Here is a 13,573-nt window from a genome sequence, read left to right as displayed (position 1 = left end):
CTAAATACTATTTTTTCTTTTTAGCTTTTGTCTTTTTCTGAGCTTTCGTTTTCTTTTCGAGTTTCTTAGTTTTCGCTTTTTCTTTTGCTTTTTTAGCCTTTTCTTTTTTCTTTTCGGCTGCTTTTAGTTTTGCTTTTTTCGCTTTTTCTAATTTTTTGATAACAGCTTTAATCGCTTTTTCTCTTTTCTTTTCTTTCTCTTTTTTTGCTTTAAGTTTAGCTTTTAGCTTAGATTTTATGTCGTTTTTCTCCTTACCAATTTTTTCAACAGTGACAATAGGTTTGTTTTCGGCAACGTCATTGGTTTTAATTTCTACAATTTCAGAAACGATAGGTTCTGTTTTTGCAGATGTTGTTGCAGGTTTTTTCACAGTAGCTTTCGGTGCTGTTTTAGAAGCTGCTCTTACAGGAGTTTTTGCTGCAGTTTTGACAGTTGCAGCAGGTGCTTTGGCAGCAGCTGTTCTTGTTGTAGCTGTTTTGGCAGTTGTCGGTTTTACTGCAGTTCTAGTAGTCCTTTTAATTGTTGTTTTAGTTTCTGGCTGTATTTCTGTAGTGCTTTCTACAGCTGTTTCTGCCGGAACATCGGTAGCTTTATCAGCAGAAGATTGTGTTGTTCTTTTTATCATAACTGTATTTTTTATTGAGTAAATAGATTGTAACCAAGTGGTTTTAAAGCTTCTGAAGTGTGACGCTTTAGTGTAAATTCTTAGTTAAGCTAAATATACGCAATTTTTGAATACAGAAATAATAGAACTTATTAATTTTCAACTGTTTCCAAAATTCTAAAATTGCTTTTTGGCGCTTCACAAAGAGAACAGCAATACGTTTCAGGAAGATTTTCAAACAAAAGACCTTTTGGAATTCCCTGAGTTTCGTCTCCGTATTCTGAATTATAAAGCGTTAAGCATTCCTGACATTGGTAAATATCCTGTTGTGGTTTTTCTTTTTTCTGTTGTTTTTTGGTGGTTTCAGATGTTGTATTTCCTAGTTCTTCAAAATATTTTCGGCTTAACTCAATTAAAATAGTTGGTAGTTCGAGCTTATCTATATCTTGTGAATGCACGATATATTCGCGAGTATTTGGATCGAAATTCTTTGCGAACAATACATTATAAGTATCTCTGATTTTTATGGATTCTAAAGCTGTTGGGAGTTCATTTTTTTCGATGATAATGGAAGTAAAATAATGCCCGTCGCGATTGTATTCTGAAATTCCGAAATTCAATCCGTACGTACTAATATCAAATTGATCTAATGTTCTAACTAGAAAAGTTTTTAGATTTAAAGCCCATTCCATGGCAACGGGTAAATGCCAATTTAATTCTAATAGTGAATGGCGGACATTGATGCCGCGTTTTCCTAGGAATTTTTCCCATTCTAGTTTTCGGTCTTTCGGGATTCCTTTTATAATGAAAGATTTCCAAGGCGTAATACAGATTTTCCCGATTTTGCATTCAAAACACAAATCACACATTTCTTTCAGGAAATCCAAATCGTATAAATTGTTTCTCCAGTACAATCCCAGCCAATATTGATCAATTCCCATTCTGTTCATTCCTTCGTAATACGGAAATGGGTAAAAGGGAATATTCAACGGTTTGTCAATTGTTCTGTTGTTGGTGTCTAAAGCTTCACTAACCAAAGTGAAAAGCAGTTCGATATCAATTGCATCTTCTTCGGAAATTTTTTCGATTTCGTAATAAATCTTAGCTAAATCCCAACTGTAAATTAAAACAGGATAAACTTCTATTTTTTCCCATTTTGGAAGACGAATGTATAAATACCAATAATCTTCGTGTTCTGCAGCAATGAAATTCAAATGTCCTGTAAACAAAGGAACCAATTGCTGCTTCGGATCGGTTATATTAACTTTTAGTTTTGGCTGTTCTTTAAATTCCTCTAAAACATATAAAAAACGGTTTCCTGTAAGCCAATTGGTATTTCTAAAAATATCAGTCGAAACATAAGAAGAAACAATATTGTTGCCGCTTTTTTGATCTGGATAGACAAAATGATGTTTTCCTAAAGTGGTTTTATCCAAAGATTTAAATCCTTTCGGAAAAATAATATCTTGTCTAGAACCAAACGAAATCGAATCTAGACCTTCTTCCAAAGCGATATTCACAACTTCCCTAAGTTCTCCTGGCGAAATAACGCCTCCTTTTACTATTAATCTTGTTAGTTCCATTTTTGTTTCTTTGTTTCAGGTTTTCTTTGTTTCAGGTTTCAAGTTGCTTTACTTTGAACATAAATTTTACCGCAAAGTTTCGCAAAGTTTTTTTATTTTATAATAAGTTGCCAAAGTTCACAAAGCTTTGGGTAAAGATTTTAGCGCATAGCTTTGCGAACTTTGCGTTTAGATCAACACAACATAACAAAAGCAACTAAACTTTACACTTCGCCAATATCTCCTTTACCTCCGTTTTGCAGCTTCCGCAACCCAAACCTGCACCTGTGTTTTTACATAAATCGGTAAAATCATTTACACCACTTTTAATGGTTTCTTCGATGTTTCCAGCTCCAACTTGACTGCACGAACAGACTAGTTTTCCTAAAACTGGTTTTGCGTTTGAACTTCCTCTCAAAAGCGTATTTCGTTTGTCTGATAATTCGATTTTGCTTTCTATCATGGTTTTAAATTCAGCAAACTCGTTTTTATCGCCCATTAAAATCGCTCCAACTAAAAGATCATCTTTTACAATGCATTTTTTGTAATAGCGTTTTTTCAAATCGGCAAAAACAATTTCTTCGTAGGAATCATCATTTTCTGGAATGTTAAGATCACCAATACTGCAAAGATTAATGTCTTCTAATTTTAAAATATTCATTAAAATCGAGCCTTTGTAATAACTGCTAATATCGCCCGCAAGGAAGTTAGCCAGAATATCAGCTTGTTCTTCGGCGGCAGAAGTGATTCCGAATAACTTATTATCAAATTCTGCTATTTCTCCAATCGCAAAAATATCAGGATTTGAAGTTTGTAAATACTGATTTACCTTTACACCGCGTCCGCAGGCTAAACCGCTTTCGCGAGCAATTTCGATATTCGGAATAGTTCCAATCGTGTACACAATTGCATTTGCCGTAATGATTTTTCCGCTCTTTAAAGCAATTTCAATTTCATTCGGATTATCGGTTTCAAAAACAGTACTGACTTCATTATCAAAATAAATCTGAATGTCACGCAATTGTACTTCTTCTGCCAATAATTTGCTTGAAATTAGATCCAATTGACGCTCCATTAAACGTGAAGCACGCTGAACAATTGTAGTTTTTACTTTTTTATGCTTTAAAGCCGCAGCCAATTCTAAACCTAGCAACCCACCGCCAATAATGACAACATGCTGTTCTTCTGGCGGAAGATTGGTATTGTCTAAATGTTTTTTCAAACGGTCGGCATCTTCTTTTCTTCTAACGGTAAAACGTCCAGGAAGATGAAGCTGTGCATTTTCTGGAATAAACGGGCGGCTTCCTGTTGCTAAAATCAAAGAATCGAAAGTGTGAATTTCGCCCTGACTGTCAACAATTGTTTTTTGTTTTGAATCTAATTTTTCAATTGCAACGCCGGCTTTCATGGTAATTTTCAGTTTATTGAAAGCTTCGCCATCTTTAACTTTTAAAAGCTGATCCCAACTGAATTCCCCAGTCATATATTCGGGAAGCAAAACACGATTGTAAAACGGATTTACTTCATTGGAAAAAACAATAATTTCATCAGTTGAATTGAATTCGCGATAGTTTTGAATGAATCGGAAAGAAGCCGCTCCAGCACCAACAATGGCAATTTTCTGAAATGGTTTTACGTATTTTTTAATCGAAACGGTTGTGAACTTAAAATCAGGTTCTTTTGAAATTGGATCGACAACGTTGTTCGTTAAATTATTCGTTCTATTCAAATCATTTTCAAGCTGTTTTCCCCAATGCATCGGCAGAAAAACGACCTTTTCTTTGATCGAATCGGTTACTTTTGCTTTTACGCGAACTTCTCCGTTTTTGCTTGAAACCACCACAATATCTCCATTTTTAATATCGTTTTTAAAAGCATCAATCGGATTTATTTCTAAAACAGGACTTGGAATATGCGTTAACAAACGAGAGACTTTTCCCGTCTTTGTCATCGTATGCCATTGGTCGCGAATTCTTCCTGTGGTTAAAATAAAGGGGAATTCGTCGTTAGGCTGTACCGAAGTATTTTCGATTGAAACGGGAAGATTAAAAATCGCTTTTCCAGAAGGCGTATAGAATTTTTTATCGGTAAACAATCGTGGAGTTCCCGGATGATTATAATCTGGAACGGGCCACTGAAAAGTTCCTTCGGTTTTTAAACGATTATAATTTAAAAATGAAATATCAATATTCGTGTTTTTGGTAAGTGCACAATGTTCTTTGTAAACTTCTTCGGCGCTGTTGAAATTGAATCCGTTGAAATTCATTTTTTTAGCAAAGCGAATTAAGATTTCAATGTCTGGAAGTGCCTCTCCAGGCGCATTGATTCCTTTTGGCAGATATGAAATACGACGTTCCGAATTGGTCATCGTTCCTTCTTTTTCTAACCAACCAGCAGCAGGCAATAGTAAATCGGCAAATTTGGCTGTATCAGCATTATGCGAAATATCTTGAACAACTACGAATTTTGCGTTTTGCAGCGCTTTTTCGGCTCTTCTAGAATCAGGTAAACTCACTAATGGATTGGTGCAGATAATCCAAACGGCTTTCATTTTTCCAGATTCCAGAGCTTCAAACATTTCTGTTGCCGTTAAACCCGGTTTGTCCGAAATCTCGTCAACGCCCCAAAAATCAGCTACTTCTTTACGATGTGTTGGGTTTGCAATGTCTTTATGTGCAGCCAAAAGTGTTGCCATTCCGCCAACCTCTCTTCCGCCCATTGCGTTGGGCTGACCTGTTAATGAAAATGGCCCAGAACCTGGTTTCCCAACTTGTCCAGTTAACAAAGATAAATTCAGCAATGCCGTATTTTTATCAACGCCAACAGCACTTTGGTTTAATCCCATTGCCCAAAGCGAAATAAAACCTTTTGCTTTTCCGATAATATCGGCGGCAAGTTTAATGTCGTTTACAGAAATTCCGCAAAGTTTAGAGGCTTTTTCAAGAGAAGTTCCTAAAACAAGGTCTTTATATTGTTTAAAATTTTCGGCGTGATTTTTAACGAAATCATGATCTACGTGACCTTTTTCGATAATGCGTTTGGCAATGGCATGATATAAAATAATATCTGAACCTGGAATAATCTGCAAATGTAAATCGGCAAAAGCAGCTGTATCGGTTCTTCTAGGATCGATACAAATTATTTTGGTTTTCGGATTTTTCTCTTTATGTTTTTCTAATCTTCTAAAAAGAATAGGGTGGCACCAAGCAGGATTTGCTCCTGTAATTAAAAAAGTGTCCGCTAACTCAATATCATCATAAGCAATTGGAACAGAGTCTTCTCCAAAAGTTTTTTTATAACCCACAACCGCAGAACTCATACAAAGTCTGGAGTTGGTGTCTATATTGTTGGTTTTTAGAAATCCTTTTACAAGTTTATTGACTAAATAATATTCCTCAGTTAGACATTGTCCAGAAATATAAAATCCAACGCTATCTGGTCCATGTTTTTTTATGATAGAAGAAAAAACTGCAGCAGCTCGGTCAAGAGCCGTATCCCAACTTACGCGTTCCAGCGGATAAGATTTGCTTCCTCGCATTTCTGGATACAAAATTCTGTCAGAGGTATCATTAACTACGTAATGCAAGTTCATCCCTTTAGAGCATAGCATTCCTTTGTTTACAGGATGATCTTTGTCGCCTTCTACCATTACCCCATTTTTTGCATCGTTGGTCACAATTATACCACAGCCAATGCCACAGTAGGAACAGGTAGTTTTGATCTTCGTAGTTTGCATTAGAGTTCTATTTAGAGATACTATTTTTATTGATTGATCTGACTTTAGAAAAGTACTTACGCAAAAATAAGTATTTTTACGTATTAATACGTATTTTTTAGATTTATTTTTTTAATTTTGGTAAAAATAAATGAGGAACAACAAATTAGTTTTTAATGTGCTAAAATTTAGGACTTATGAAAGAAGAGCAAACCGTTTGTTATTCCTGCGTCAATGAAAATTGTTTTATCAAGAAACATCTGCATTTAGAACAGATGGCAGGTTATGTTTCTAAAAAGCAAAGTATTACCTGTAAAAAAACAGATCGATTTATTACAGAAGGTGCACTGTTGCAAGGTCTTTATTTTATTTGTAAAGGAAAAGCTAAAACAGTAAAAACCGGAATTAACGGTCGTGAACAAATCGTTCGTTTAACCGCAAATGGTGACATTATTGGTTTCCGCGGATTTGGAACGAGTAAACGTTATTTAATTGGTGCTTATGCGCTGGAAGATACGGTTCTGTGTAACTTTAGCAACGAAACTATGCAGGAAATTTTACAGCAAGTTCCTGAATTTACCTATGCTTTAATGTTGTTTTATGCCGAAGAATTGAACAAAAGCGAAAACAATATCCGCAAGATTGCACACATGAATGTTCGCGAACGTGTAATTGACTTGTTGCTTTATATTCATCGCAAATTCGGACAAACGAATGGTTTGATTGATATTGAGCTTTCGCGAAAAGAAATTGCAGATTTTGCAGGAACTACAGAAGAACAAGCAATACGTATTTTATCAAGCCTTAAAAAAGAATCATTGATTAAAACGGAAGGAAAGCGTGTTGGGATTTTAGAAGTTTCAGAGTTAAGATCTGAAATTATGGAGCATAAGTATTTTTAAGGTTCTAAGTTGCTAAGATTCTAAGATGCTAAGGTTTGTTGCTGTAAAAATTTTGATTTTTTTTGTAGAGACGCACTGCTGTGCGTCTTTACCGCATGCGTCTCTACGTCGAGTGTAATTTATTTTTTTCTTCCCACAAATCGAATTACAGAACCAGTTCCGTTATGGAATAAGCCTTCGTTTAGTTCAATTTCTTTTTCTTCTAATTCAATGATTTCATAATTAGGGAAATCAGCTTTGATTTCTTCGATTGAAAAGAGAGATTCAATGTCTTTTGGTCCGCCAACTTTTTCGTTTTTGGTAACGTATTCTAAATGCTTTTTACTGAAAGCTTCAAAAATGATAAAACCATCTTTTCGTAAAAGTTTGTCAAGTTGTTTATGAATTTCAGATTTTATAGTAGCTGGAAAATGTGCATAGATTAAAGCAATCGCATCAAATTGTCCCTCTTGAAAATCTAAAGTTTCCAATTCGCCAACTTGATAATCAAGCGAAACATTATTATTTCCTCCTAAACGAAGCGCTTTGTTTCTGCCTTCTTCGCTAATATCAAAAGCAGAAACTTCCCAGCCTAATTTCGCTGCAAAAATGGCATTTCTTCCTTCGCCTTCAGCAGGAAAAAGAATCGTCCCGGTTTTTAGTTTTTCAATTTGTTCTTTAAGGTAATTGTTGGGTTCTTCGCCGTATGCGAATTCTTCGGTTTTATAACGGTCGTCCCAACGCTGAGTCCAAGTGTTGTTCATAGTTTATATATTGAATTTAACGATTAAAGGTTTGTGGTCGCTGTACAAAGTCCAGTCTTTATAAGAACCAACTTCGACACTTTCTAAAACTTCCATAAAATCATTTGAAGCAAAGCAATAATCAAGATGATAGGGTTTGTTTTCATGACGATACAAATACCAAGTCGGATGCTCTTCTTTGCCTTGAATCTGATTGAAGTATTTATGATAGGTGCTGAAAATATTTTTTTCGGCCAATTTATTTACAACTGTTGTATGATTTCCTTCGCGACGCGGTTTGTCCCAAATAGTATTGCTGTTGAAATCGCCAATTAAAATGGTTTTAGTTTCTTTGATTAAATCTTCATAAAAATGAATTGCTTTCCAAATTTGAGTTATATAAGCGCCCTCTTTATCTGTAGGATTATTGGCCCAAATAGCAAATAAAGTAAAGTCAATTTTTCCGCCTGTCACGGCAATTGGAAGGATGTTTTTGAAAGTTGGATTATGACAATCGAGCAGTTGAAAACGATAATCTCCAAACGAAAAAACGCCAATTCCTTTATTTGGATTTGCGCCGTACCAGAGAATATCCGAAGGTAGTTTTGTTCCGTCTGGAAATTTGAGTTTTTCAGGACTTTCGCACTCAGAAATTACAGCAATATCAGGATTCAAAGCTTGAATATATTGAGCTTTTTTTCTGAATGCCATATTGCAGTTCCAAGCGATGAGTTTCATTATTGTTATGGATTTAAATTGATTTTATAATCCTATTTTTTGCTTTTTTTTCAATTTCATTTTTCCATTGTTCTCTGTTCGTTACAACAAATTGTTCTTTTAAACCATTTTCGGTTCTTATTAATAATCCGTTGTTGACCATTCCTAAAGTTTTTTCAAATTCTATTAAAGTAACATCCTTTAAATTAATTATACATTCGTGTTTTTGTATAAAATTAAGGATGTTGGTTTGAAAGATTAGTTGATTATCTGTTAAGTATAGATTACCACCAACTGTGATTCCATTTAAGTAATGATTTGCTCTTCCAGAATAGATTATATTTTTTAATTCTTGAAAATTAATTTCTTTATTGTTTATGTGGGCAAACATCTTAAAATAAGATATTAATGTAATAAAAATAAACATAAAGACAGCAGCGAAAAGTATAACATTAAAATTATATTTTCCTTTATAACTAATATAAAGGGTTAAAAAAATACTTGTACTTAATCCTAATACTAACGAATATTTTAGTCTTTTCACAGTTTTTTGTTTTCAGATTGATTAATAAAGAAAAGTTTTTGTTGCTAACGAAATTACAAATTATAGCATAATGTTGCTTTCATAATTTCGCCAAAAAAATACCCTTTTCCGAAACCGAAAAAGGGTAAGTTATAGTATATTTTAAGTAATACTTTTATGAGATTAGCCAACAAATTTAGTTTCGCCACTATTTACATCAATTTCAGCAAAATTATGTTTTCCGATCACGATAAGCAGTTTGTCTGAATTATAACCAACATATCTAATTTCAGGTTCTCCTTTTTTTGGTTTTCCGCAAACAGAAATTACATTGGTTTGCCATTTCAATTTGCTTCTTTTGTAAGCAGAAATGGTTTGTAAATCGTTCTCAACATAATAAACAATGTTGTTTTTCTTGATTCCTCTTTTTTGCGTTTTGGCAAAATTTATTTCAGAGTTTTTAGAAATTAAGGCATCATTGTACTTTTGAGCAATGCCTGTTTGTGTGACAATAAAAGTCACCAATGACAATTTTAGAAATGGTTTCATTAGGATAGAATTGGGGGTTCATAATCGCTTCAAATATAAATAATTAAAACAAATAATGAAGTTTTTGAGGAGGAAAAAAAATTCCTTTTTCCGAAATGGGAAAAAGGAATTTTTTATGAGTTAATTTTAAAGAAAAATTATTTTTTCCAGCTAAAAATTCTTGGATTCACAGAAACCATTAACCATGCCCAATTGTTGGTATGGCCAGCATCTCCCGTTTTAATAAATTCCATCGTTTTAGATCCGAACATTTGAGAATAACCTCCTGTAACTGTAATATCTTTTTTGAAATTATACCCAAAAGTTGCATCAATCTCAGTTCCTAAATAAGAATCCATTTTTTCGTTAAGAGGAACATTCACTACATCCGCTGCAGATAAAAACACGTGCGGAATCAAAGCAAATTGCCACTTGTTTACATTGTAATTCAATTTGATAAAAATATCTTGTAAACCAACATTTTTCAAATGATTTCCAACATAAAAGTAATCCATGTAACCATTAAATCCGTGGTTGGTTCCAAAAATTGGGTTAAAAGACTTAATTACTGTGCTTCCATCATTTGAATCTTTACCAGATAAAAATTCATATCCTAAACCAGCTTTAAACGAATCAGTTATACTGTAATTAATGTTTGCGGCAGCATTCCAGGCACTAACTTGCTGATCGGTGCTTTTTCCAGTTTGACCATACAACCAAAAACTGGTATCAATTTTATCTTTTTTATAAGTTAAGTAAGGACCAAAAGTTTGCATGTAATCTACCAGAATTTTGCTCTCTGGAGTATTTGGATTACGAGTAAATTCGTAACCTGTATTGAGTACTAAAAAGCTTGCGCCTAATTTTTCGCTAAATTGGTTATGATACCAAGCATATTGCATTGCTTTATAATTGGCCACAGTATAAGGAGTTTGTACAACATTCTCTGCTGTTGAATTGTAAGCACCTCCAAAATCTAATTTTTGAGTTTCGTCATGAAAAGAAACCGTTAACGCATCGTGGCTTTGGCCTTGCTGTGCCCAATCCATTTCACCAAGAATACGCTGATTATCATAAGAAAGAACCTGACGTCCCATTCTGGCACTCCATTTTTCAGTGAAATTATATTGCGCCCAAGCTTCAAAAACAGCGACTCCATTTTTATCAGCAACTGTAGCAGGAGCAACATCTCCCCATGTTCTTGTGTTTTGGAAAGTTAATTTTAAAATTAAATCGTCTTGTTTGAAATTAATGTTTAGACGAGAACGCTGTGAAATTTGAGAAGTTCCTTTTTGTCCTTCTTGTAAAAGTTGCTTGTAACCGTTACGATATTCAAAACGCGGTCTAATTTGAAGATTTACATCTAATTCTTGGGCTTGTATTTCAAAACTTAATCCTACGATAAGTATTAAAATTAGTTTAAGTTTTTTCATAAAATTCTTGTATTTATATCGGAGGTAAATTTATAAGAAAATGCCGTCATAAACTATGATTAAGATCATATTTCTAATTTTTTTTTAATCTAAGTCTAATATGCAGGCTCTAATTTTGCGTTACTTACTTTAACTTCTTTTTTCTTAGATAGTTGTGTAATAGTGTAATGCATCCACACTAAGCAGACCGTTGAAAAGATTAAAATAAAAATCCATGAACTTGACCAGATTCCGGTTGCAGTTAATAAATATCCAAAGATAATTGGTCCAAAGAATCCGCCTAAACCGCCAATCATTCCAACCATTCCGCCTACAACTCCAACTTCATTTGGGAAGTATTCTGGAATATGTTTGTAAACCGCCGCTTTTCCAATTCCCCAAGAAATTCCAATTAGAATTACTAAAATTAAAAACACCCACATATTGGCGTCAAATTTAATAACGGTTACTCCTTTAGCTATCAGTTCTTTTTTAGCTACACTTTGATTATTTGTGACTACAACATCTTGCCAGCTTGTAGAAGTTGGAAAAATAGCATTTTCATTACCATTGGCTGTTTTTTGCGCAATTGGATATTCTTTATCTCCAATTTTTACGGTTTTGTCGCTGATTACGTTTACAACGCCTTTTTTTGCCGCTAAGATTCCAGGGCCAGAAGTTGTAATTTCCATTTTAGGAATCGACAATAAAGCACTCAAAATTACCGAAGAGCCCAAAACCCAATACATTACTTTTCTAGCTCCGAATTTATCAGATAAATAGCCTCCCAAAGCTCTGATTACTCCAGATGGTAAACTAAACATTGTTGCAAACATTCCTCCCATAACCAAACTCGTTTGGTAAACATTCATGAAATTTGGCAATAACCATTGAGAATAAGCTACAAAACAACCGAAAACTAAGAAGTAGTAGGCTCCAAAACGCCAAACTCTTTGTGATTTTAGGGGGGTAAGCATTTGTGAAATAGTTTTACCGTTGCTTTCTATTTTTTTGTTTTGAGCAAAAATTAAAAAAGCAACACCAATTACGACCAATGAAATAGCGTAAATAATCGGAAGAACTTTCCAGCCATTTTGCGGATCATCAATAGAGAAATGGTTTAATAGAGAGGGAGCTAAAAAAGTGGTAATTGCTGCGCCTGCATTTCCCATTCCGAATATTCCCAAAGCGCGTCCTTGCCATTCTTTTGGATACCAGATAGACGTGTAGCCAATTCCGACTGCAAAACTGGTTCCGACCATTCCGAAGAAGAAACTAAGTACGGCAAACATGAAAAAACTGTCGGCGTAGGGAAGGAGGAATAACGGAATTGAGCTTAGAAGGAGTAAAAGCGAAAAAACATACTTTCCGCCAAATTTATCGGTTAAAATTCCAATTGGAAGACGCATGATTGAACCTGTTAAAATTGGAATGCCCAAAAGCCATCCAACTTGTATAACATCCCAATGGAAAATTCCGTTATCGACTAAGAAGGTTACCAGAACCCCGTTTAATGTCCAGCAGGCAAAACACACTGTAAATGCCAGTGTGTTCAAAAATAAAATTTTGTGTGATTGCGATAGTGAGTTTGTATTTTTCATAGCACTTATATTTTTATGTAAAAATAAGTACTATAACTTAGTTAAAACCTGCTAAAACGCAGTTTTTGAAAAATAATTACGTATTTATACGTATTTTTTAAATTAAAGAATACTCAGTCGCTTTGTTTGAAAGCTCCATTAGGTTTTTTACTTTCAGTTTTTTCATTAAGTTGAAACGGTGCACTTCGGCAGTTCTTTTACTGATGTCAAGCGCTTCAGCGATTTCTTTATTTCCTTTTCCCGATAAAAGAAGCGTCAAGATTTCTTTTTCTCTTTTTGTAATCATCATTTCTTCACCCAAGCTTTGCTTAGGTTCTAAAGATGGTGATGAATTAGTGAGTTGACTGATTAAAATGGAAGAAATATCACCGCTGAAATATTTGCCTCCAACAGCAACACTGTGCAAAGCTTTTAGGAATTCTTCTTTACTAGAACCTTTCAATAGATAACCATCGGCACCAGCTTTTATCGATTTCAACACATATTCTTCTGATTCATGCATAGAAAGCATAATGATTTTTACGTGGTTATTCTCACTTCTAAGTTTTTCTACTACCTCAATACCAGTTAAGTTGGGCATGCGAATATCTACTATAAGTAAATCTGGTTGCGTTGCGGCAACTACTTCCAGAGCATCTGCACCATCGATTGCTTCGCCTACAACCTCAATGTTTGCTTCATTTTCCAGTAAGGATTTGATTCCGTCTCTAACAAAAACATGGTCATCTGCCAGTACTACTCGAATGATATTGCTCATAGTTTACTTAATTTTGATTCTCGATTTTTACGTATATTCATCTAAAAAGAAGATGCTAATATACGTACTTTTTTTAAAAGTAAATTCCAATATTAAAATTTCTAATGTTGGAAATTCTAAATTTCATTGGATGGTCAACTTTCTCAAAGTTTTCTAAACATAAAGTTTGTCATTCTGAGGAACGAAGAATCACACGCGGGATTCTACAAAGTTTGACGATTCAGATTGTTATTTTTTTGCACGCAGATTCCGCAGATTTAAGCAAATTTTTTTGTTCTAAAACGGTTAAATGATTTTCAAATATTGTGGATTTAGATTGCGTGGGCTTCGACTCCGCTCAGCCTGACAATATTGTGGTCAACTTTGACAAAGTTTGATTTGTTTTGGCTTTAAATTCTAAATAAAATTAAAGTCTCTTTTGAAATCGTTTGCTCGCGAGAGGGATGGGAGGAAGCTACCGAAGTAGCCCGGATAGCCCGGCAGCATCCCGATAAGAGGGCGAATAAACACAAAGTAATTTTGGCCCTCTT

At 34.4% G+C, this 13,573-nt stretch carries 11 protein-coding genes; 1 reads left to right on the top strand and 10 read right to left on the bottom strand.

Annotation, left to right across the window (positions count from 1 at the left end; all coding sequences use genetic code 11):
* Positions 1-7 precede the first annotated feature (7 nt).
* The 3 genes from SOM12_RS00930 to SOM12_RS00920 form a co-directional block, all read right to left on the bottom strand.
* Positions 8-625, bottom strand: a complete 618-nt coding sequence (locus tag SOM12_RS00930; RefSeq protein ID WP_320492065.1) for a hypothetical protein — start codon at positions 623-625, stop codon at positions 8-10.
* Positions 626-756: 131 nt separating this feature from the next.
* A complete protein-coding gene (locus SOM12_RS00925; protein WP_320492064.1) occupies positions 757-2,187 on the bottom strand; it encodes a rubredoxin in 1,431 nt (476 codons plus the stop codon).
* A gap of 196 nt (positions 2,188-2,383) precedes the next feature.
* Positions 2,384-5,902 carry a molybdopterin-dependent oxidoreductase gene (locus SOM12_RS00920; protein WP_320492063.1) on the bottom strand — a complete coding sequence of 1,173 codons (3,519 nt, stop codon included), beginning with the start codon at positions 5,900-5,902 and terminating at the stop codon, positions 2,384-2,386.
* A gap of 176 nt (positions 5,903-6,078) precedes the next feature.
* On the opposite strand from SOM12_RS00920, the gene SOM12_RS00915 reads away from it, so the two are divergent.
* Positions 6,079-6,783: a Crp/Fnr family transcriptional regulator gene (locus tag SOM12_RS00915; protein ID WP_320492062.1), complete on the top strand. Its 705-nt coding sequence runs from the start codon at positions 6,079-6,081 to the stop codon at positions 6,781-6,783.
* A gap of 119 nt (positions 6,784-6,902) precedes the next feature.
* Here the strand turns inward: SOM12_RS00915 and SOM12_RS00910 are convergent, their stop codons facing one another.
* From SOM12_RS00910 to SOM12_RS00880, 7 genes are all read right to left on the bottom strand, one after another.
* Positions 6,903-7,526 carry a class I SAM-dependent methyltransferase gene (locus tag SOM12_RS00910; RefSeq protein ID WP_320492061.1) on the bottom strand — a complete coding sequence of 208 codons (624 nt, stop codon included), beginning with the start codon at positions 7,524-7,526 and terminating at the stop codon, positions 6,903-6,905.
* Between the two features lie 3 nt (positions 7,527-7,529).
* Positions 7,530-8,243, bottom strand: a complete 714-nt coding sequence (locus tag SOM12_RS00905; RefSeq protein ID WP_320492060.1) for an endonuclease/exonuclease/phosphatase family protein — start codon at positions 8,241-8,243, stop codon at positions 7,530-7,532.
* 13 nt (positions 8,244-8,256) lie between these two features.
* A complete protein-coding gene (locus SOM12_RS00900) occupies positions 8,257-8,766 on the bottom strand; it encodes a GRAM domain-containing protein (RefSeq protein ID WP_320492059.1) in 510 nt (169 codons plus the stop codon).
* Between the two features lie 162 nt (positions 8,767-8,928).
* On the bottom strand, positions 8,929-9,294 hold the full coding sequence (locus SOM12_RS00895; protein WP_095930462.1) for a hypothetical protein: 366 nt from the start codon (positions 9,292-9,294) through the stop codon (positions 8,929-8,931).
* A gap of 137 nt (positions 9,295-9,431) precedes the next feature.
* A complete protein-coding gene (locus tag SOM12_RS00890; RefSeq protein ID WP_095930463.1) occupies positions 9,432-10,706 on the bottom strand; it encodes an alginate export family protein in 1,275 nt (424 codons plus the stop codon).
* Positions 10,707-10,801: 95 nt separating this feature from the next.
* Positions 10,802-12,286: an MFS transporter gene (locus SOM12_RS00885; protein ID WP_320492058.1), complete on the bottom strand. Its 1,485-nt coding sequence runs from the start codon at positions 12,284-12,286 to the stop codon at positions 10,802-10,804.
* A gap of 97 nt (positions 12,287-12,383) precedes the next feature.
* Positions 12,384-13,043: a response regulator transcription factor gene (locus SOM12_RS00880; protein WP_320492057.1), complete on the bottom strand. Its 660-nt coding sequence runs from the start codon at positions 13,041-13,043 to the stop codon at positions 12,384-12,386.
* Positions 13,044-13,573: the final 530 nt, after the last annotated feature.

The sequence above is a fragment of the Flavobacterium sp. CFBP9031 genome (assembly GCF_034044945.1).
Lineage (GTDB): Bacteria > Bacteroidota > Bacteroidia > Flavobacteriales > Flavobacteriaceae > Flavobacterium.
This window is presented reverse-complemented; position numbering and strand designations above follow the sequence as displayed.